Consider the following 19,669-nt stretch of genomic DNA (forward strand, 5'->3'; position numbering starts at 1 on the left):
GGATACAAACTGATGAATGAAAATCAACTGATTGAGATGACCGAGCGTTACCTCAACGGCGAGTTAAGTAACGAAGAAAAGCTGCATTTTGAAAAATTATGCCAGGAAAATGCTGCTATAAAAAGCCGTGTGGAAGAACATCTGCATTTTACTGGTTTAATTAAGCAATATGGCGCACGTGTTGAGCTGGAAAAACGCCTGAACGATATACACCAGGAAATTGATGTACATGCATTGACTGAAGAATTAACCGTGCATCCATCATGGGTTGTAAAGTTATGGCGTAATCATCATAGCAAAATTTCTGTTGCTGCATCTGTTGCTATTTTTGCTATGATGGTAACTTTGTACGCTACCGGTTATTTCAGCAAAAATACACCAGGTGTTACTGAGCTAAAACGTGAAGTTCAAAGCTATAAGAATGCTACCGAAAAACTCAATCACTCAACTAACGAGTTGTTGCATGAAATAAAAGTTAATGGTCGGCATCTAACCACGCCAAGTAAATTTGATGGTACTGGTTTTGCACTTACTTCAACTGGTTATTTAATTACCAATTACCACGTAGTAAGAGGAGCAGATTCTTTATATGTGCAAAATGCTACAGGCGATTCTTATCATGCTAAGCTAATTTATAGCGAACCTATGCATGATATTGCTATTTTAAAAATTGATGATGCCGCTTTTTCAGGTTTGGGCACAATACCTTACACTTTCCGGAAAAATAAAAGCGATGTAGGTGAAGAAGTATATACTATTGGTTATCCTCGTGATGATTATGTATATGATAGAGGTTATTTAAGTTCATCAACCGGTTTTAACGGTGATACAACTACTTACCAATTATCATTACCAGTAAACCCTGGTAATAGTGGTGGCCCATTGCTGGATTCTAAAGGTAACGTGATTGGTATTGTAAATGGTAAGCAGATGCAGAATGAAAGCGTTTCATTTGCTATTAAGTCAAGCTACATTTTCAAAGCCGTTCAGAGCGTTACGAATGATACTACTGCAAATACCATATTGCTTAATACAAGCAGCAAAAATAGCTTAGCAGGTTTGAGCCCTAAACAACAAATCAAAAAGCTAAATAACTATGTATTCATGGTTAAGGTGTATTAAAAGTTAACCTGAAACATATAAACAAGAAAGGCCTTCATATTTGATGAAGGCCTTTCTTGTTTATGGTAAATGATAAACTAATATTATCGATCTAGCTCGCCTAGTACAATATCTACGGAGCCAATGTTGGCAACCAAATCTGCAATCATTACACCTTTCGAAATTTCAGATATAACAGATAGATTGTTAAAGCTGGGCGCACGTGCTTTTACGCGAAATGGTATTTCTGATTTACCATCAGCATCGGTAATGAAATAAAAGCCTAATTCACCTCTAGCACCTTCAGCACGCATGTAGTAGTCTTGCGCTTTAGGTGTAATCTTGCGAGGTAATTTTGCTCGTGGGTCAAATTCAGGAGTACGCTTTAGTTCCTTTTGTAATCGATCCAGGCATTGTTCAATCATTTTTAAAGATTGTTCAATTTCATCCACACGCACTTTGTAACGATCCCAGCAATCACCCACAGTACCCATTTCGCCTGTACCTATAGGTACATCAAATTCAAGCTCCGGGTAGGCTGAATAGTTATCAATACGGCGAAGGTCCCACTTCAAACCCGATGCACGTAGCATTGGACCTGAACAACCATAATTAATAGCTACATCAAGTGGCAAAATACCCACGTTAGCAGTACGGCTGATAAAAATCTGGTTTCCAGTAAGCAGTTCATTTAACTCTGCCAACTTGGGCTTAAAATAATTTACAAATTCACGGCAACGCTCTTCAAAGCCTACGGGCAAATCATAAAATAGCCCACCAATCCAAATGTAGTTGTAAAGCATTCGTGAGCCGGAAGCCCATTCCAGCATGCCCATAATATGTTCACGATCACGAAAGCACCACAAGAAAGGGGTAAAGGCTCCAATGTCAATGCCGTAAGTGCCAATGGCAATCAGGTGCGAAGCAATCCGGTTTAACTCGCAAACTAATACCCGGATGTATTCAATTCTTTTCGGAATATCTTTATCAATACCTAACATTCGTTCAACGCCCATTACCCAAGCATGACTGTTGTTCATGGATGCTAGGTAATCCATGCGGTCGGTAAACGGAATAGTTTGCTGATAGGTGAGCGATTCAGCATGCTTTTCAAAACAGCGGTGTAAATAACCAACGTGCGGAATTACTTCTTTAACAATCTCACCATCAGTAATTAATTCTAAACGTAATACGCCATGGGTAGATGGATGCTGAGGCCCCATGTTCAATACCATATCTTGCGTTGCGGCAGCAGCTATTTTAGCTTGGTACTTTTCTACAGCAGCAGTTAATATGGATGAATTTAATGAGTCCTGTTCTTCACTCTCAGGAGTAAAAGGGGTATAGCCAATCTTGATACCTTTGTAATATTCCGCAGCTTTATAATCTTTCCGTAAAGGATAACCTACCCAATCGTCAGGTAGTAAAATACGCCTTAAATCAGGATGTCCTTCAAAAAAGATCCCGACTAAATCGTATGCCTCACGTTCGTGCCAATCGGCAGTGCGATAAACCATTGACAGACTTGGAAAGCTCGGCAAATCATTCAATCCTCGGCCATGTATTTTACTGATTTTTAATGTTAGCTGTGTACGGTAAGGGATAGAAGCTAGATGATAAACTACTTCAAAACGATTAGTTGTAGGCCCGTAATCAACTCCTGAAAGACATGATAAGTAGTCAAAGTAAGTGGCTGGATTATCGCGCAGTTCCAGACATACGTGCGCAATCTGTTCAGGCGCTATGTGCAGAGCAGATTGTAAACCATGCTCGTCTTCACCCGTAATTACGCTCAGTCCAAATTTCTCAATCAGCAATTGTTTGATTTGCACGTTGCTCATGGGGCAAGTCTTACTTTTTTCCAGTTGCTCTTATCCGACTTTTTATATAAAATACGATCATGCAAACGGCTAGACCGACCTTGCCAAAATTCAATCAATTGTGGTCTCAAAATATAACCGCCCCAGTATGATGGTTTGGGAATTTCTTTATCGGTATATTCTGTTTCTAGCTGTTTCCATTTATTTTCTACAATGCTTCTATCAGCAATTTCCTGACTTTGTGGTGAAGCGAGTGCTCCAATCTGGCTGCCTTTTGGCCGTGAGTGAAAGTATTTTTCTGACTCTTCTTTGCTTAACTTTTCCAAGGTGCCTTCAATTCGTATCTGGCGTTCAAGCGGCCCCCAGAAGAAAGTCATAGCCGCATGAGGGTTTTTGGTTATTTCTTTACCCTTCCGGCTCAGATAGTTGGTATAAAAGATAAATCCACGTTCATCAAAGCCTTTTAATAACAATATCCTGGCAGAGGGTCTGCCATCATGAGTGGCTGTAGCCAGCGTCATGGCGTTAGGTTCATGTATTTGCGCCTGTAAAGCTTCGGTAAACCAGTTCTCAAACTGTTTAATCGGATTGTTATCTGTATCTTTTTCCAACAATGAGGCTGCCTGGTAGTCCTGCCTTAAATTTTGTATATCTTGCTGATTCATCATTGCAAACTTACAAATTGATTGTAGCATTACCAGCTTTATACCTTAAATGAACATATTTACGTTACTAATGTTAAAATAAGAAACTATACTAAACATGCTGAGTTCAATCAAACCTGTTGCCGGTAGGCTTTTAATTTCTGAGCCATTTATGATGGATCCTAACTTTAAACGATCAGTTATCTTGTTAACGGAGTATTCGGACGAAGGAACCATGGGCTATGTATTGAACCATGTAAGTGAATATATGCTGGGTGATCTATTGCCTGATGTGGCATATTCAGAAATGCCAGTTTATGTGGGTGGCCCAGTGGCTAACAATACCTTACACTTTATTCATCGTTGTCCTGATAAAATAGAAGGTGGTATTGAAATATGGGACGGAATATATTGGGGAGGAAACTACGAGCAGGTAAAAGAGCTGCTTGCCGGGTATCAGTTGAATGCTGATGAAATCCGCTTTTTTGCTGGTTACTCCGGCTGGACAAGCGGACAGTTGGATGCTGAAATATCAGAAAATACTTGGATTGTAGCCAACAAGTTTAACCCAGAAAGCTTATTTACGCATGATGAGCAAAACTTATGGCGCGAAGTGGTAATTAGCCTCGGTCAGCGTTATGCTCACATTGCTAACTTTCCTGAAAATCCAACATTGAATTAGTTGGTGAATAGTGAATGGGAAGTGGTGAACAAAATATTAAAGTGGTTAATAAGACCAAGTAAAACTATATTATATTACTAAACTTGCTTTACTCACCACTCACCACTCACCACTCACCACTCACCACTCACCACTCACCACTCACCACTCACCACATTTAGTAAGCTGATGGATAACCGTTCTGCTTCATCTGCAAAGCAGAGTCTTCAACTTTTTGAGCCAAGATTGTTTTATAATCAATTAATCGTTGCGCAATACTTTCATCTGCTGTTGATAAGATTTGTGCAGCCAGCAAACCGGCATTTTTAGCAGCATTCAAGGCTACAGTAGCTACCGGAATACCGTTCGGCATTTGCAATATGGATAATACCGAATCCCAACCATCTATAGAATTGCTGGATTTTACTGGTACGCCAATAACTGGCAGATGCGTAAGCGAAGCTACCATGCCTGGTAAGTGTGCGGCACCACCAGCACCAGCAATAATTACTTTTAAACCACGGGCAGATGCTGTTTTTGCATAATCAAACAACCGATCGGGTGTACGATGGGCTGATACAACGGTTATTTCATAAGCAATATCCAGTTCCTGAAGTACAGCAGCGGCATCGTTCATGATATTCAGGTCAGACTGGCTGCCCATGATGATACCTATTTTGGCAGATAAATTCATGCGTGATTTAATTTATTAGAAATAATGCTTAGTGGAATGAGATGATATTTAACTTACTACTTTCAAGGTTTGTTGAACAAATCTTGCTTTTTCAATAGCTTTTTCCCGGTCGGCATCTACGATGGTAACATGGCCCATTTTACGGAAAGGTTTAGTAAGTGCTTTACCATATAAATGAATATAAACACCTGAGCATTTTAGCACTTTTTCAATACCCTGATATACTGCCGGACCTTCATGGCCTGCTTCACCCAATACATTAACCATAATGGCGTTATTTAAAGCCGCTGTATCACCTGGTGGCTGGTTAAATATAGCGCGTAAGTGTTGCTCAAATTGCGAAACAATGTTGCCTTCTATGGTTTGATGACCACTGTTATGCGGGCGTGGCGCCAATTCGTTCACTAATATTTTGCCATGTTTATCCAAAAACATTTCAACTGCCAGTAAGCCTACAATTTTTAAGTTATTGGCAATCTTTTTAGCTATATCAGCTGCTTCCTGCTGCAACTCGAATGAAAGGGTAGAAGGAGATATTAAAAATTCAACCAAGTTAGCTTCTGGATTAAACTCCATTTCCACCAACGGGAAGGTAGCTACTTCGCCTTTTGCATTTCGAGATACAATTACGGCTATCTCTTTTTCAAAATCAATCCAGCGTTCAATTAAGCTGGGAGCTGTAAATGCATTTTGCAAGTAACTTTCGTCTATAACCTTATAAACACCTTTACCATCATACCCATCACGACGTAATTTTTGTATGTAAGGGAAAGGCATTGGGCTTTGCTGCAATTGTTCGGCAGATGATATTACCTGAAATTCTGCGGTAGGAATATCGTTTTCTTTAAAAAACTGTTTTTGTAAACCTTTATCCTGTATTAACCGGATAACGCGTGGTTGCGGATATACAATCACGCCTTCTTTTTCCAACTGTTCCAGCGCATCAACGTTTACCTTTTCAATTTCGATGGTAAGCAGATCAACTTTTTTGCCGAAATTATAAACAGTTTCGTAATCACTTAATGAGCCGGTTACAAACTCGTCACACAGTTTGCGGCAGGGTGCTTCTCGGTCAGGATCAAGTACTTTAATAGTTACATTGTAGTTGATAGCCTGCTGAATTAGCATTCGTCCCAACTGTCCGCCGCCTAAAATGCCCAGGCGTAAATCTCCGTAAAACGCTTTCATATTTGGTAGTACAATGTTAGTTCAAAAGTTTCAAAAAGCCTAAATCAATTTATGTAATACAACCTTTCCGGTTTATGATGTATATTTGACACGATTACTAAAATGTGTAATTTTTATCCAGATGAAGACAAAAATAGCAGTAGCGAAAGGCGACGGTATCGGTCCGGAAATTATGGACGCCGTACTTCGAATTTTTGAAGCCAATGAAGTACCCCTAGAATATGAGTTTGTAGAAATGGGCAAGTCTTATTTCGATGCAGGCCACTCAACAGGTATGACTGAAGCTGCTAAAGCTACTATTGAAAACCTGGGTATATTGTTTAAAGGCCCGATGGAAACCCCTAAGGGTAAAGGTGTAAAAAGCATAAACGTAACTGCTCGTAAAGTGTGGAATACTTATGCTAACCAACGCGATTTTAGATCATTGAATGGTGTGCAAACCGTTTTTTCAAAAGCTGGTGTATCTATTAACTTAACCATCATCCGCGAAAATATTGAAGATACTTACGGTGGTATTGAGCATATGATGACTAATGACGTAGCTGTAGGGCGTCGTATTATTACTCGTCCAGGTTCGGCACAAGTAATTCGTTATGCGTTTGAAATGGCTCGACGTAAAGGTTATAAAAAATTAGCCTGTGGTCATAAAGCCAACATCATGAAACTGACTGACGGCTTATTTCTGGAAACTTTTTATGAGATAGCTAAAGAATATCCAGATCTGCAAGCCAGCGATATCATTGTAGATGACTTATGTATGAAGTTGGTTAGCCACCCGGAAATGTTCCAGTCTATCGTGTTAACCAATCTGCAAGGTGACATAGTATCTGACTTGTGTGCGGGCTTAGTAGGAGGTTTAGGTTTTGCACCATCAGCCAATATTGGTGATAACATCTCGATTTTTGAAGCGGTACATGGTACAGCACCAGATATTGCTGGACGCAATATTGCTAACCCAACAGCTTTGTTACTGTCTGGTATTTCAATGTTACGCTATTTAGGTTTGACGGCAAATGCTGCTACTATAGAAAATGCCTTGCTGTACACTTTAGAAAAAGGCGTACATACCGGCGATTTCGGCGATCGTTCAGTACCTTCAAAAAATACTTCTGAATTTGCAGATTGTATTATTGCTAACTTAGGCAAACATCCTGTACAAGGTGGTGCATTTTCTCAGCCAAATTTTGAATGCAAAACCAACGCTGACTTTCATCCATCAGAAAATAAAATAACCGTATCTCAGCCTGATATTGAGGAAGAAATTTTAGGTGTGGATGTGTTTGTTGAATCAACTTTACAACCTGCACAATTGGCTGAAGTTGCTCAAAGCAAATTGAACGACAAGTTTAAGCTGATTATGATTTCAAACCGTGGTACCCAAGTTTGGCCTACCGGATCGGTATATACTGAATTAGTAAATCAATTCCGCATACGCTACGAAAAAGCGGACGGTATTGAGCTGAACCAGAAAGATGTTTTCAATATTGCAGCCGATGTATCTGATGCTCTTAAAGTGTGTTCAGTGGAGTTCCTAATGAAGTTTGGCGACAAAATAGGATATTCGCTTGCGCAAGGTCAATAAGCCTTTTTCAAATATAAACAAGAAAAGCTGTTCAGTCTATGAACAGCTTTTCTTGTTTATAAGTAAACTTTATAACTATTTATTAACTAAATATTGAATTAATACTGATTAGTAGTTATCAATAAATTTAACTATTTATTGATTGTTTGAGTAAATATTAAACACTCTGTAAAGCGCCGGCTATTTATAGCTAAAGTACCTGGATAGCCGTTCATTAAAGGTGATAAAACAATTTTGTAACTATTGAAGGACATTGTATAATCTTTCTCTACCATTTTCTGAGCTGCTTCGATGGTTAATTGTTGCTGCTGATAGTTAGTTAGCTGAGTATAAAAGGATTGATGATCATTATAAAACTTCACAAAGTTTGATTTTGAAGCAAAGTCTCGCATTAGTGGTGCAAACCTTTTGAAATTAAACTTATTCAAATCAATCCGGTAATCTGATTTAAGCGAAAGACGATTATGGGATAATTGAAAAGCATATAAGCCATCTCTGAAGCTATGAAAGTATTTGAAGTTTCTGCTAATTTCCTGGTTTAAGAGAACAACAGCACGATGATTTTTATAGTTGTTGAAATATCGAATTACATCATGGTAGTACTGTGAATGCGTATCAATTAAATTGGTATCACGTTGACTATAATCAGTTAATGCCAGTATAATATAGCCCAACTCATAAGCTTCGGGTACTTGGGCTATAACTTTATTGGTATTACTATTAATATATTTGGAAGTATAGCGGGAAGCAATGTCAGTGCTTTTACAACCATTTAATGTGATAGCTGCAAAACATAGCAGCATTACACTAATAATAGCTGACTTAAAAATGATGTTCATAGTTATGAAACAAGGTGGTTGAAATACTACATTATTGTATTAGTACTTCATACGTTGTTTGGCAATGCTTAGTTATTCTATCAAATAACAAATGCATTAACTATGGGGAGAGTACTTGTTAAGTGGTAATTAATCTCTCTTGCTCTATCTTTTTTTGCAGTTCCATAATAGCTCCAATTAATGCTTCAGGGCGTGGAGGGCAGCCTTGCACATAAACATCAACCGGTATAATCTGGTCAACTCCTTTAACCACATGATAACCATGTTGCCAGTAGGGGCCTCCGCAGTTAGCACATGATCCCATCGAAATAACGTAGCGTGGCTCAGGCATTTGTTCGTATAATCTTTTAATACGCTCAGCCATTTTAAAGGTGACTGTTCCGGCAATAATAATCACATCAGCCTGCCGCGTTGAGGTTCTGGGCAAAACACCCAAACGGTCAGCATCGTAGGTGGATGCGTACATTCCCATCATTTCAATGGCACAACAAGCAATACCAAAGCTTAATGGCCAAAGCGATGATAAACGCGCCCAGTTCAGGAGATCGTTTAACTTGGTTACCATTACGCCGCCATTTTCATTCATGCTTTCCGGATTCATCAGCTGGCTTTTTAAATGTAGGTTTAAACATGGGCTTTCTTATAGCAGCAGGTGCAGGTTCTGTACTTGCCGGAATAGGTGGTATAAAGTCTGGTTGTTCAACAGTAAAAGCTTTTACTGCATACGCTTGCTGTTCTAAGTTTACCTTTTCATAAACCGAAGCCGGAATATTTACTTCTACCTGAGGGAGAATAGTATGAGGTTTTATCCATTCCAGGTCGCCTTTTCGCCAAACGTAAACTAAACCCAGTATTAGTATGCTTGCAAAAATGAACATTTCTGCAAGCGCAAACGTACTCCAGCGGCTATCGGCAGCAGCCAAACTCTTATTTGCGTAAACAGTAGTCCACGGAAAAATGAATACCATTTCTACATCAAACAATAAAAAGATAAGAGCAATTACGTAAAAACGGGTATTGAATGGTATCCAGGCGCTGCCAACAGGATCTTCGCCGCACTCGTATGAAGTTAACTTTTCAGCATTAGGCTTATTAGGTGCAATCAAACGGTTTAACATCAAGACGGTAGCTACCAGAATTAAACCCACCAGTACGAAGATAAATATCTTACCAAATTCAGATATTTGCGAAACTTCATTCATGGCTGCTAATTTAACAAAACAAACCCACTTTGATGCTATTATAATTGGCGCCGGTGCCTGTGGACTCATGTGCGCTGTACAAGCTGGTTTTTTAGGAAAGCGTACTTTAATACTAGAAAAAAACAGCAGGGCAGGAGCTAAGATTTTAATCAGTGGAGGCGGACGGTGTAATTACACGAACCTGCATACCTCGCATCAGCAGTTTGTTTCGGCAAATCCGCATTTTAGTAAATCGGCCTTTGCACAATGGACGGTAGAAGATACCATTAGCTTTTTTGAAATTTATGGGATTAGCGGGCAGGAGAAAACGTTAGGCCAACTGTTTCCACAAACGAATAAAGCTAAGGATATAGTGGAGGTGTTCACCAACTTATGTACCGACCTTGATCAACCCATCTGGTTGGAAACCGAAGTCAAGACTATTGAGCAGGTGAAAGATGGTTTCCAGGTAACATATGAACGTCAAGGGAAAGTATCTCAAATTTCGGCACCTAGCGTTGTAATGGCTACTGGCGGCTTGCCGGTGCAGAAGCTAGGTGCTACAGATTTTGCTTTACGTATAGCTCGACAGTTTGGCTTACAAGTGATAAAGCCGATGCCTGCATTGGTGCCGCTTACTATTACAGGGAAGGAGCAGGCTTGGTATGAGCGATTATCAGGCAATAGTATTTTTTGCAGAGTTTGGAATGACCAGATTAGTTTCGAAGAAAACATTTTGTTTACTCATTGGGGTTTAAGCGGACCAGCTATTTTACAACTATCCAGCTATTGGCGGGCAGGGCAGGAGTTTTATTTGGACTTACTGCCTGCACAAAATATAATAGAGTTAGTCGTAAAAGAACGTACTGCTAACCCGAAGAAAAGCCTGCTTACTATATTAGCTGGACTATTTACCCGTAAATTTGCCGAGGCTTTACAGATTTTCTTACCCGTGGATAAAAACTTAGCTTCATTATCAAAAACGGATTTAGAAACTATTCAGCAAATAATTCATCAATTTAAAGTGAAGCCAGCTGGTGATAAGGGGTATGATAAGGCAGAAGTAATGCGAGGTGGAGTAAGTACCGATGAATTATCTTCTAAAACTTTAGAAGCCAAAAAAGTTCCAGGATTGTTTTTCGGTGGAGAGTGTGTGGATGTTACTGGTTGGTTAGGTGGATACAATTTCCAATGGGCTTGGGCCTGTGGGTTTGTGATAGCACAGAATATTTAATTAATTTATTTTGTCTACTTTGAATTAAAATATACTTTTGTAACCAACCTGTTACAATGAGTAAACTTATTTCTTTCTACAAAAATTATAAAGTTGTTTCTATTCTTTGGTTGTTAGTATCACTATTTTGCTGGTGGCTTAAATACTTTCACAATCGATATAATAATTACCTGATTTTTAAAGGTGTTTATTACCACACTTTATCGCAAGTAAATTTATACAACTATTATCCGCTTGAGTACGGCGACTGTAACCATTACGGTCCGGTATTTAGCTTGTTAATAGCACCTTTTGCCATATTGCCAGACAGCATTGGTTTTCTGCTTTTTACTTTGCTTAATACTGTAGTATTACTGTGGGCTATTCATAAACTACCTCTGCGTACCAAAAGCAAAATGTTCATCATGCTTTTCAGCGTAGTTGAGTTTGCTAATGCAACACATTACATCCAGTTTAATGCAGTTATTACAGCCATCATCATTTTTAGCTTTTTACTGGTAGAAGCTGAAAAAGATGAGTGGGCTACTATGCTGATTGCGCTAGGCACGCTCATCAAACTATATCCGATAGTAGGGCTCACCTTTTTTGTGTTTTCTAAACATAAGTACCGGTTTATTATCTCAGGCTTAGTATGGTTAGCCGTGTTCTTTGCGCTACCTATGTTAATTTCCAGTAAGCATTACATTGTGCAAACTTATATTGACTGGTATAATTCACTGCATTCAAAAAACATGGAAAATATAGGCGTTGGCAGTTCGCAAGACATCTCTGTCATGGGAACAGTTAGAGCATTACTGCATAACCCAACCATTCCAAATACACCTTTCCTGTTATTTGCAGCCGCGGTTTTTGGCATAGCTTTACTTAGGTTCAAACAGTACTCTTCTTTAAATTACAGGTTGCAAGTTTTGGCTTCTGCTTTAATGCTAGTCGTACTGTTTAGTACAGGTTCTGAACATCCTACTTACATTATTGCAGTAGTGGGTGCTTTAATTTGGATATTTATGTATGATAAGCCATTTACGAAAGTAAATATCGCTTTACTAGTGCTTTTGGTGTTGGTTACCGGCTTAGGTCCAACTGATGCCTTTCCAAGATATATCAGACATGAATATATCAACAAATACATGATTAAGGCATGGCCATGCATTATAGCATGGTTGATGATTTCTTATCAGTTACTATTCAAAAATTTCAACTTGTCTGATGTACGCCTTAATTCTAACGATGTGCATAGCCTTAGCTCCAAAAATTCCAGCGAAGTAGTAGCTTGATTATGGATTATGAGTTTGGCTCTTTAACGTTTCATAGTATTTAACCAGCGCCTGTATTTTATCGAAGCGGTATTTGCCACTTTGTATGGCTTCAACAGCTTGGGGTTCGTCCGCCATAATATCACTCATTACATCAACAAAGTTTTGTGGTGTAACTTGCTGCATCTCGGCTGTATTGGCACCAAAGTAGTAAACATTTCGTATACGGCTGCCACCATTACCTAGAGTTAAGCCAATACCGCCGCCGCCAAAAGCCCCATAATTACCGCCGCCTATACCTGCTGCAACATCAGGCCTGATTCTGAAACCGCCACCACTACTACTGCCTCCGTAAACGTATAGCTTTAATGGTTCATCAAGTACAACCTTTACAAAATCCGGATCTTTAGGCTTCCAGGTTTCAAACTGTGGGGCGTGTGCTACCACAAAGCTGTCTTTACCCGCTATAAAATATTGTAGTTCACTGGCACTGAGTTTTATTTCATTGCTTTTTGCATCAGCTTTGTAGTTGATGAAACCTTCCGTTTTAATCGGGCCTTTGCCTGATGGATAAGCTTCAATCAAGCCATTTACTTTGTTTCCTTTCGTATCATAAAAATAGCCTGGCTGCCACTTTTGTGCATGGGCAGATAAAATGCTTACTATAAACCCTATAGCAAAAGATAATTTGTACTTCATATAATATCTTAGTTGCAATATTGTGTAATTACATAAACTAATCTTTTAAATAATCAGCTATAATTCCAGTTTTATAGAATTCAACTAGTTCATCAATATTACCGAAACGAAAAGTTCTGTCTTTTATTTTTTCTAACACTTCTGGTTTATCAGCCATCATTTCCAACATGGTTGGCATAAAATTATTTTTGTCCACTTTGGTTAAATGATCTATATCAACGCCATAAAAATAGATCAACTTAGCACTATGCGATGCTGCTGCTCCTGCAATTCCACCAATGAGGCCAAATCCAGCAGCACCAATTGTAGCTGCTGCTGGCGAGTGTTGAGTAATAGAGGCAAAAAGTTTAGTAGAATGATTAATAACCACTTTTACAAAGGGGCTAACCTCAGGTGAGATAGATTTAGATACAATAAAGCTATCTTGATTAACAACAAAAGCGTTTAAACTATCAGAATATATTTTTAGTTTTTCAGCTTTCTTGTTGGTTCTATAATAAATACTATCCGCTTTGTTTATTAAAACTTTTTTGGCTGGTATATTCCAAAGTATTTGCCCCTCATGCACTGTATTTGTTTGGTCATAATACTTGCCATTCGTCCATTTACCAAATGATTGTGCTTTAGCAGAAAATGTAACACTGAAAATACATAGAAGTACAAAAATTGAACGCATAAGATTTAGATATTTGGGCAGCAAATATAAATACTTTGAATAGAATGATGACTGTTGATTTACGTAGCGATACGGTTACTAAACCTACACCAGGCATGTTGGAAGCTATGTGGAGCGCCAAAGTAGGTGATGATGTTTTTGGCGAAGATCCAAGCGTAAACGAACTGGAAGCTAAAGCTGCAGCAATGTTTGGCATGGAAGCCGGTATTTTTTGTCCATCTGGTACCATGACCAATCAAATAGCTATTAAATGTTTTACGCAACCTTTAGATGAGTTGATTGCCGACCAAACGGCACATGTTTATCGTTATGAAGGAGGCGGCATTGCTTTTAATTCGGCTGTATCTACCCGTTTGTTAAACGGAGAGCGTGGTATTATTACTGCTGAAATGATTGAACCGGAAATAAATGCCGAAAACGTTCATTATCCACATACCAGCTTGGTAGTGCTTGAAAATACAGTAAACAAAGGTGGAGGTAAATGTTACACCCTAAACCAGATTGCACCTATTGCTGCCTTGTGTAAACAAACAGGCTTGAAGTTGCATTTGGATGGTGCACGTATTTTCAATGCATTGACCTATACTGGTGATAAAGCTGTTGATTATAGCCAGTATTTTAATGGCATTTCAGTTTGTCTATCGAAAGGATTAGGTACACCAGTTGGGTCTGTTTTATTGGCAGACAAAGAAACTATAAAGTATGCGCGCCGGTTGCGGAAGGCTTTAGGTGGTGGAATGCGACAGGCTGGCTTTTTAGCTGCAGCCGGTATTTACGCCTTAGATCATCATGTGGAGCGTTTAAAAATTGATCATAGCCATGCATATACTTTGGCTGAAGAGTTGGGTAAATTAAGCTGGGTGAGCCATGTAGTACCAGTTGAAACTAACATTGTATTATTTGATACGGTAGAGGCTGCTGATGCTGTAGTGAAAAAACTAGCCGATAAAGGTATAAAAGCAAATAGTACCGGAAAAAACCGAATCCGCTTTGTTACCCATTTAGATGTACATCCTGAACAGGTAGAATATACGATAAGTACTATGAAAACCCTTTAAGGTCTATATTAGAGGGTTTGTGAGTACAGCAATTATATAGCATACCTAATGTTGCCTTACTCACAAACTCTCTGATTTACTTACTAAAAATTATCTATCTCTGCCCTGAAATTCTACCATCCAGCCCGGGTATTCTTTTGCTAAAGCACTTACCTCGTCTATTCTTTTAAGATCATCTGCCGTCAGTTGAATTTCTGTCGACTTGATGTTATCTTGCAATTGTTCAACACGTTTAGCACCGATGATGGTACTGGTTACACCTGGCTGTTGTCGCACCCAAGCTAAAGCTAGCTGTGCTACTGAGGCATTGTACGCTTTGCTTAGTTCTGCTAATACATCAACAATATCGTAAGCTTTTTCTTTGTTGATAGGTGGGAAATCAAATTCATCCCGACGAGAGTTTCCTGCTTTCTCGTTATTGCGACTATATTTTCCTGATAAAAAACCACCAGCTAAAGGGCTCCATGGCATTACGGCTAAATTTTCAGCAGCGGCTAATGGTAAAACTTCCCGTTCAATATCCCGACCTGATAATGAATAGAAGTATTGTAAGCCTACAAACTTGTTCCAGCCATGTTTTTCGGCAATGCCTAGAGCCTTCATTACCATCCAGGCTGGCCAATTACACACGGCTACATAGCGTACTTTACCAGTAAGTACAATATCATTCAACGCTCTTACTGTTTCTGCAATCGGCGTGCGTTTATCAACACCGTGTACATATAAAATATCTATGTGGTCCAGTTGTAAACGTTGCAAACTATCATTTACTGATTGGAAAATATGGTAACGTGATAAGCCTACATTATTAATTCCTTCTTCGCCCATTTTTCCACGTACTTTGGTGGCAATCACTAAATCGTTCCGGTTCAATCCTAAATCTTTAATGGATTGCCCTAGTAGCTTTTCCGATTCACCAAAAGAGTATACATTGGCAGTGTCAATAAAATTAATACCTGAATCAACCACTACTTTCATTAAATCATTAACTTCCTGCTGCTGTACTTTGCCTACCGCTTCCCACATGCCTCTACCACCAAAGGTCATGGTACCAAAGCATATTTCAGATACCAATATGCCAGTGTTACCTAAAAAGTTGTATTTCATTTTGTTCTGTTTAGTTTAAGGTGCAACCCTAATAGTTGTACAATTGTTTATTACATCAGTCAAGCGTAAGTCAAACCTAACTGCTGAATGCTTGTTTATGCTGCAATGAACCGTCTTCTGCAAAAACTCGAAAAAATTGGCCGCGATCCGAAAAGTACCGCTAAAGCTGCTGGATTGCGTTATGTATCTGATAGTACTCCTGGTTACAGTCGTAAACCTGTTGATAGTGGCTATGAGTATTATGATGCGCAAGGTGAGTTGGTAACGGATGAGGCCACAGTTCAGCGATTCAATAAGATGGTGATTCCACCAGCCTATACGGATGTCTGGATATCGCCATATGAAAATGGGCATTTATTATTTACCGGTGTAGATGCAGCCGGCCGTAAGCAATACCGTTATCATGCAGGCTGGAATCAATTACGTAATCAGTCAAAATATCATCGCTTGCAGGCGTTTGCAGCACATTTGCCAACTATACGCGAGCATGTCGATAAAGATTTGAATCGTCGTAACTTGGATCATGATAAAGTGCTTGCTTTGGTAGTAAGGCTTATGGAATTAACTAGTATACGGGTAGGTAACGAATCTTATAAAAAGCTATACGGTTCTTATGGTTTAACTACCATGATGGATAAGCACGTAAAAATTGATGGTTCGAAAATCAAGTTTGACTTTAAAGGTAAAAAAGGTGTTTATCACAAAATTGACCTGCAAAGTAAAAAGCTGGCCCGTTTAGTTAAGCAATGTCGGGATATACCAGGCAAAGAGCTTTTTCAATACTACGATGATGAAGGACAGCGTTGTACTATTGATTCTGGCGATTTAAATACCTACTTGAAAGATATTACAGGCGAAGATTTTACTGCTAAAGACTTTCGGACATGGGCAGGTAGTGTAAGTGCGTTGTATGCTTTTAAAGAAGCTGGAGAATTTGAAAACCAAACGCAATGCCGTAAAAATATTGTAAGCGTTTTGGATGAAGTAGCTTTAAACTTGGGTAATACCCGTACTGTTTGTAAAAAGTATTACGTGCATCCAAGTATAATTAAAGCTTACGAAGATGGGGTGCTCTCTAAATATATTCAGAATTTGGACGAAGATGAAGACGTTAAAGCTTCAGAATTGAAAAAAGCAGAAAAGGCTTTATTGCAGCTACTAGAAAATGAAAAGTTAGCCGTTGCCAGTTAATTCATATAATTTTTTGTTTCTATCTCAAAGCGCCTATAACTAAGGTAATAATACCAATATGTCGTTGTTGAAGTAAAGAATCATCAAGCATACGAAAGTTTGTGAAACAAGAGCATGTGAGTAGTGGAATATCGTATTAGGTTTTGGTTTAAGTACATGAATGCACAAAGCACATGCTTCATTGCAAAGTATGTAAATAACTCAATAACTTAGCAGCTTATAATTTCATCAACTACGCATAACTATGCCATTCAGAACAACAGTAATTACAGGGGCTACTTCAGGTATAGGCAAGGAAACGGCTTTAGCATTGGCTAAAAAAGATCATGCTTTGTATTTACTGGTACGTAACGTACAAAAGGGAGAACAGCTCAAGAAAGAACTGGTTGAACAGACTGGCAATCGCAGTATATTTGTGCTGCATTGTGACTTGGCTGATATGCAAACCGTTAAACAGGCTGCTGATGAATTGAAAGGAAAGTTGTTTGCTATTAATACGCTAATTAATAATGCTGGCGGCATTAACATGCACCGGGAAGAAAGTAAGGATGGTATTGAACTGACTTTCGCCGTGAACCACTTAGGGCACTTTTTACTTACGCTTAGCTTAATGCCTTTGTTAGAAAGAGGGCAGGCTCGCGTTATTAACGTAAGTTCTGAAGCACACAAAATGGGCAAAGTTAGGATGTTGAATGATATACAATTTACTCGTGATTATTCAGCTTTCAAAGCCTATGCTCTGGCTAAACTAAGTAATATTTATTTTGCTAAATCTTTAGCTGAAAAGTTTGCTTCAAAAGGTATAACCGCCTATGCTTTGCATCCTGGCGTTGTTAAAAGCGGCTTTGGAAACGAACTTAGCGGATGGGGAAAGTTTATGTTGTGGTTGGCTCGGCCGTTTATGATTAGCCCGCAGGAAGGTGCACAAACTTCTATTTACCTGGCGTCTGAAGTTAAACTAAGTCCTAAGTTAAGCGGTGAATACTTCAAGAAAATGCAAGTAGCTAAAACCAATTTAGCTGCTCAGAATGCTTCGGGCCGTAACAAGTTGTGGCAAATTAGCGAACAATTGGTAGTCCCATATTTACTTTAAAATCAAGCTGCAAATAATTTCTTCATAGTAGTGTAAAAAAACATGTTTGAACATTCATGTTTTTGATTATTTTTAGCCAACCCAAATACTTACTATGTTGCCCGGAAAAAAATTCTTTATCACGATTGGTTTGTTAGGAACCATAGTGTTTGTTTCAACTACTGCAATGCAACAACAGCAGCAAAAAGAAGAACACAAATACAAAAACTTGAAAGTACTGCCTAAAAATATTACTGAGCATCAAATGCATGAAGTAATGGAAGAGTGGGAGCACTCGTTAGGTGTTCGTTGCAATTTTTGCCATGTGCGTAATGAAGAAAGCCATCAAATGGATTGGGCTAGTGATACTAAGCCTGAAAAAGAGATGGCTCGTGAAATGTACCGCATGACAGCTAATCTGAACAAAAAGCATTTTAAAGCTGGTAAAGATTCCATAGGCATGATTATGGAAACTGGTGTAAACTGTAATATGTGCCATCATGGACAGGCACATCCGGAAGTTAAAATGCCAGAACGACCAATGCGCCCGCAGGGGCAACCAGGCCAGCAACCTGGCGGCGGTCAGCCGCAGCCACCAGCTGGAGATAAGCAACCCTAAGCTTGATTGAATGTCTGATAACAATATAACTATTCGTGATGCGAAGGCAGCCGACTTGCCATATATACTCGACATTTACAATCATGCTATAACTCATACAACTGCCGTATATCAAGAAACATTACACACGCTGGAAATGCGTGAAGCTTGGTTTGCTGAGAAACAAGCTAGCGGCTTTCCGGTGTGGGTAGCAGTTGAAGGTGAGCAAGTTGTGGGCTTTTGTACCTACGGTCCCTTTCGTAATTGGCCTGGGTACCGCTTTACTGTAGAGCATTCTGTGTATTTGGCTCCATCACATCAGGGTAAAGGCATTGGTCGGCTATTGGTTGAACATATCATCAATCATGCACGTGAACAAGGCAACCATGTATTGATAGCCGGCATTGATGCCGATACTATACCCAGTATTCGCCTGCATCAATCATTAGGATTCACGGAAGTCGCCCACTTCAAACAAGTTGGTTATAAATTTGGGCGCTGGCTCGATTTGAAGTTTTTGCAGCTGATTCTTCAAGAATCTTAATCAGCCGTTTATGGGTGAGTTGTTGTTGTGTATGATCAAGACTAACTCATCAATAAAGGCGCTTTGTGCCGGATTAATTCTGCTTCTAGCTTCATCAGCAGTAAACCAAGCACCTTTATCTACTTCAGGTACACTGATCCATTTACCTGATTTGTAAGGATATTCCATCTTGAAAGTGTTGCTGATGATGGCTTCATGAGCTATATTGCCTTCAACTGCCCAAGCATGTACTATTTTGCCGCCTTTTTGTTTGATAGACTGAAGTTGTATAAAGTTACCTTCAACAGTTTGCCCTGTTTCTTCTTTAAACTCCCGCTGTGCGGCCGTCAGTGCTTCTTCATCGTCGGTGAATTCGCCTTTGGGGATTGTCCACGCACCAACATCTTTATTGGCGAAGTATGGACCGCCGGGATGAACCAGGAATACTTCTAAATCCTGATTGATTTTTCGATACAACAAAATTCCGGCGCTTTGTCTGGGCATAATAATGATATGTAGCTGATAAAACCTTACCGACTAATAATTAG

21 protein-coding genes and 1 pseudogene are annotated in these 19,669 nt (G+C 39.2%); 10 read left to right on the forward strand and 12 right to left on the reverse strand.

The window, feature by feature from the left end:
* Window positions 1–12: 12 nt before the first annotated feature.
* Window positions 13–1,122, forward strand: a complete 1,110-nt coding sequence (locus HH214_RS19755; protein ID WP_169610583.1) for a S1C family serine protease — start codon at window positions 13–15, stop codon at window positions 1,120–1,122.
* 83 nt (window positions 1,123–1,205) lie between these two features.
* Here HH214_RS19755 and HH214_RS19760 read toward each other — a convergent pair whose 3' ends face one another.
* The 3 genes and pseudogenes from HH214_RS19760 to pdxH all read right to left on the reverse strand — a co-directional run bounded on the left by HH214_RS19760 (window position 1,206) and on the right by pdxH (window position 3,586).
* Complete coding sequence (locus HH214_RS19760; protein ID WP_248282285.1) at window positions 1,206–2,336, reverse strand: NADH-quinone oxidoreductase subunit D; 1,131 nt, start codon at window positions 2,334–2,336, stop codon at window positions 1,206–1,208.
* A gap of 144 nt (window positions 2,337–2,480) precedes the next feature.
* A pseudogene (locus HH214_RS22015) lies at window positions 2,481–2,942 on the reverse strand (NADH-quinone oxidoreductase subunit C); the annotation flags it as partial.
* Window positions 2,939–3,586 carry a pyridoxamine 5'-phosphate oxidase gene (pdxH, locus tag HH214_RS19765; RefSeq protein ID WP_169611223.1) on the reverse strand — a complete coding sequence of 216 codons (648 nt, stop codon included), beginning with the start codon at window positions 3,584–3,586 and terminating at the stop codon, window positions 2,939–2,941. The gene pdxH and the pseudogene HH214_RS22015, both read right to left, overlap by 4 nt.
* Window positions 3,587–3,683: 97 nt before the next feature.
* Between pdxH and HH214_RS19770 the strand changes: the two genes are divergently transcribed.
* Window positions 3,684–4,247 carry a YqgE/AlgH family protein gene (locus HH214_RS19770; RefSeq protein ID WP_169610587.1) on the forward strand — a complete coding sequence of 188 codons (564 nt, stop codon included), beginning with the start codon at window positions 3,684–3,686 and terminating at the stop codon, window positions 4,245–4,247.
* A gap of 157 nt (window positions 4,248–4,404) precedes the next feature.
* Here the strand turns inward: HH214_RS19770 and purE are convergent, their stop codons facing one another.
* Both purE and HH214_RS19780 read right to left on the reverse strand, forming a co-directional pair.
* Window positions 4,405–4,920: a 5-(carboxyamino)imidazole ribonucleotide mutase gene (gene purE / locus HH214_RS19775; RefSeq protein WP_169610589.1), complete on the reverse strand. Its 516-nt coding sequence runs from the start codon at window positions 4,918–4,920 to the stop codon at window positions 4,405–4,407.
* 48 nt (window positions 4,921–4,968) lie between these two features.
* Entirely contained in the window at window positions 4,969–6,108 is a 1,140-nt protein-coding gene (locus HH214_RS19780; RefSeq protein ID WP_169610591.1) for a 5-(carboxyamino)imidazole ribonucleotide synthase, read from the reverse strand.
* Window positions 6,109–6,229: 121 nt separating this feature from the next.
* On the opposite strand from HH214_RS19780, the gene HH214_RS19785 reads away from it, so the two are divergent.
* Window positions 6,230–7,690: an NADP-dependent isocitrate dehydrogenase gene (locus HH214_RS19785; protein ID WP_169610593.1), complete on the forward strand. Its 1,461-nt coding sequence runs from the start codon at window positions 6,230–6,232 to the stop codon at window positions 7,688–7,690.
* Window positions 7,691–7,821: 131 nt separating this feature from the next.
* Here HH214_RS19785 and HH214_RS19790 read toward each other — a convergent pair whose 3' ends face one another.
* From HH214_RS19790 to HH214_RS19800, 3 genes are all read right to left on the reverse strand, one after another.
* Window positions 7,822–8,529, reverse strand: a complete 708-nt coding sequence (locus tag HH214_RS19790; protein ID WP_169610595.1) for a DUF4932 domain-containing protein — start codon at window positions 8,527–8,529, stop codon at window positions 7,822–7,824.
* Window positions 8,530–8,647: 118 nt separating this feature from the next.
* Window positions 8,648–9,130 (reverse strand): NADH-quinone oxidoreductase subunit B, encoded by a 483-nt coding sequence (locus tag HH214_RS19795; protein ID WP_169610597.1) that lies wholly within the window; start codon window positions 9,128–9,130, stop codon window positions 8,648–8,650.
* Entirely contained in the window at window positions 9,108–9,731 is a 624-nt protein-coding gene (locus tag HH214_RS19800; RefSeq protein WP_169610599.1) for an NADH-quinone oxidoreductase subunit A, read from the reverse strand. The genes HH214_RS19795 and HH214_RS19800 overlap by 23 nt, the downstream gene beginning before the upstream one ends.
* On the opposite strand from HH214_RS19800, the gene HH214_RS19805 reads away from it, so the two are divergent.
* Together HH214_RS19805 and HH214_RS19810 are read left to right on the forward strand one after the other, a co-directional pair.
* Window positions 9,730–10,944: a BaiN/RdsA family NAD(P)/FAD-dependent oxidoreductase gene (locus HH214_RS19805; protein ID WP_169610601.1), complete on the forward strand. Its 1,215-nt coding sequence runs from the start codon at window positions 9,730–9,732 to the stop codon at window positions 10,942–10,944. The genes HH214_RS19800 and HH214_RS19805 overlap by 2 nt on opposite strands.
* Before the next feature lie 56 nt (window positions 10,945–11,000).
* Window positions 11,001–12,218: a glycosyltransferase family 87 protein gene (locus HH214_RS19810; RefSeq protein ID WP_169610603.1), complete on the forward strand. Its 1,218-nt coding sequence runs from the start codon at window positions 11,001–11,003 to the stop codon at window positions 12,216–12,218.
* On the opposite strand, the gene HH214_RS19815 is transcribed toward HH214_RS19810, so the two are convergent.
* Window positions 12,219–12,896 carry a hypothetical protein gene (locus HH214_RS19815; RefSeq protein ID WP_169610605.1) on the reverse strand — a complete coding sequence of 226 codons (678 nt, stop codon included), beginning with the start codon at window positions 12,894–12,896 and terminating at the stop codon, window positions 12,219–12,221.
* A 37-nt stretch (window positions 12,897–12,933) separates the two neighbouring features.
* A complete protein-coding gene (locus HH214_RS19820; RefSeq protein WP_169610607.1) occupies window positions 12,934–13,572 on the reverse strand; it encodes a hypothetical protein in 639 nt (212 codons plus the stop codon).
* A 44-nt stretch (window positions 13,573–13,616) separates the two neighbouring features.
* Between HH214_RS19820 and HH214_RS19825 the strand changes: the two genes are divergently transcribed.
* Window positions 13,617–14,630 carry a threonine aldolase family protein gene (locus tag HH214_RS19825; protein ID WP_315853178.1) on the forward strand — a complete coding sequence of 338 codons (1,014 nt, stop codon included), beginning with the start codon at window positions 13,617–13,619 and terminating at the stop codon, window positions 14,628–14,630.
* Between the two features lie 90 nt (window positions 14,631–14,720).
* Here HH214_RS19825 and HH214_RS19830 read toward each other — a convergent pair whose 3' ends face one another.
* Entirely contained in the window at window positions 14,721–15,737 is a 1,017-nt protein-coding gene (locus HH214_RS19830; RefSeq protein ID WP_169610609.1) for an aldo/keto reductase, read from the reverse strand.
* 105 nt (window positions 15,738–15,842) lie between these two features.
* On the opposite strand from HH214_RS19830, the gene HH214_RS19835 reads away from it, so the two are divergent.
* The 4 genes from HH214_RS19835 (at window position 15,843) to HH214_RS19850 (ending at window position 19,142) form a co-directional block, all read left to right on the forward strand.
* On the forward strand, window positions 15,843–16,928 hold the full coding sequence (locus HH214_RS19835; RefSeq protein ID WP_169610611.1) for a DNA topoisomerase IB: 1,086 nt from the start codon (window positions 15,843–15,845) through the stop codon (window positions 16,926–16,928).
* A 244-nt stretch (window positions 16,929–17,172) separates the two neighbouring features.
* On the forward strand, window positions 17,173–18,021 hold the full coding sequence (locus tag HH214_RS19840) for an SDR family NAD(P)-dependent oxidoreductase (protein WP_169610613.1): 849 nt from the start codon (window positions 17,173–17,175) through the stop codon (window positions 18,019–18,021).
* 94 nt (window positions 18,022–18,115) lie between these two features.
* On the forward strand, window positions 18,116–18,619 hold the full coding sequence (locus tag HH214_RS19845; RefSeq protein WP_169610615.1) for a c-type cytochrome: 504 nt from the start codon (window positions 18,116–18,118) through the stop codon (window positions 18,617–18,619).
* 10 nt (window positions 18,620–18,629) lie between these two features.
* Complete coding sequence (locus HH214_RS19850; protein WP_248282155.1) at window positions 18,630–19,142, forward strand: GNAT family N-acetyltransferase; 513 nt, start codon at window positions 18,630–18,632, stop codon at window positions 19,140–19,142.
* Here HH214_RS19850 and HH214_RS19855 read toward each other — a convergent pair whose 3' ends face one another.
* A complete protein-coding gene (locus tag HH214_RS19855) occupies window positions 19,143–19,625 on the reverse strand; it encodes an NUDIX domain-containing protein (RefSeq protein WP_169610617.1) in 483 nt (160 codons plus the stop codon). It lies immediately after the preceding gene.
* Window positions 19,626–19,669: the final 44 nt, after the last annotated feature.

Origin of the sequence: Mucilaginibacter robiniae, from assembly GCF_012849215.1 — a bacterium.
In the GTDB taxonomy this organism is placed as follows: domain Bacteria; phylum Bacteroidota; class Bacteroidia; order Sphingobacteriales; family Sphingobacteriaceae; genus Mucilaginibacter; species Mucilaginibacter robiniae.

Bases quoted from the DNA above. Each gene is read 5' to 3' on its own strand.
- HH214_RS19790 (WP_169610595.1), bottom strand. From the start codon at position 8,529: ATGAACATCATTTTTAAGTCAGCTATTATTAGTGTAATGCTGCTATGT.
- HH214_RS19805 (WP_169610601.1), top strand. From the start codon at position 9,730: ATGGCTGCTAATTTAACAAAACAAACCCACTTTGATGCTATTATAATT.
- HH214_RS19825 (WP_315853178.1), top strand. From the start codon at position 13,617: ATGATGACTGTTGATTTACGTAGCGATACGGTTACTAAACCTACACCA.
- HH214_RS19760 (WP_248282285.1), bottom strand. From the start codon at position 2,336: ATGGTATTGAACATGGGGCCTCAGCATCCATCTACCCATGGCGTATTA.
- HH214_RS19855 (WP_169610617.1), bottom strand. From the start codon at position 19,625: ATGCCCAGACAAAGCGCCGGAATTTTGTTGTATCGAAAAATCAATCAG.
- HH214_RS19785 (WP_169610593.1), top strand. From the start codon at position 6,230: ATGAAGACAAAAATAGCAGTAGCGAAAGGCGACGGTATCGGTCCGGAA.
- HH214_RS19780 (WP_169610591.1), bottom strand. From the start codon at position 6,108: ATGAAAGCGTTTTACGGAGATTTACGCCTGGGCATTTTAGGCGGCGGA.
- HH214_RS19755 (WP_169610583.1), top strand. From the start codon at position 13: ATGAATGAAAATCAACTGATTGAGATGACCGAGCGTTACCTCAACGGC.
- HH214_RS19800 (WP_169610599.1), bottom strand. From the start codon at position 9,731: ATGAATGAAGTTTCGCAAATATCTGAATTTGGTAAGATATTTATCTTC.
- HH214_RS19835 (WP_169610611.1), top strand. From the start codon at position 15,843: ATGAACCGTCTTCTGCAAAAACTCGAAAAAATTGGCCGCGATCCGAAA.
- HH214_RS19795 (WP_169610597.1), bottom strand. From the start codon at position 9,130: ATGAATCCGGAAAGCATGAATGAAAATGGCGGCGTAATGGTAACCAAG.
- HH214_RS19850 (WP_248282155.1), top strand. From the start codon at position 18,630: ATGTCTGATAACAATATAACTATTCGTGATGCGAAGGCAGCCGACTTG.
- HH214_RS19770 (WP_169610587.1), top strand. From the start codon at position 3,684: ATGCTGAGTTCAATCAAACCTGTTGCCGGTAGGCTTTTAATTTCTGAG.
- pdxH (WP_169611223.1), bottom strand. From the start codon at position 3,586: ATGAATCAGCAAGATATACAAAATTTAAGGCAGGACTACCAGGCAGCC.
- HH214_RS19830 (WP_169610609.1), bottom strand. From the start codon at position 15,737: ATGAAATACAACTTTTTAGGTAACACTGGCATATTGGTATCTGAAATA.
- HH214_RS19840 (WP_169610613.1), top strand. From the start codon at position 17,173: ATGCCATTCAGAACAACAGTAATTACAGGGGCTACTTCAGGTATAGGC.
- purE (WP_169610589.1), bottom strand. From the start codon at position 4,920: ATGAATTTATCTGCCAAAATAGGTATCATCATGGGCAGCCAGTCTGAC.
- HH214_RS19845 (WP_169610615.1), top strand. From the start codon at position 18,116: ATGTTGCCCGGAAAAAAATTCTTTATCACGATTGGTTTGTTAGGAACC.
- HH214_RS19810 (WP_169610603.1), top strand. From the start codon at position 11,001: ATGAGTAAACTTATTTCTTTCTACAAAAATTATAAAGTTGTTTCTATT.
- HH214_RS19815 (WP_169610605.1), bottom strand. From the start codon at position 12,896: ATGAAGTACAAATTATCTTTTGCTATAGGGTTTATAGTAAGCATTTTA.
- HH214_RS19820 (WP_169610607.1), bottom strand. From the start codon at position 13,572: ATGCGTTCAATTTTTGTACTTCTATGTATTTTCAGTGTTACATTTTCT.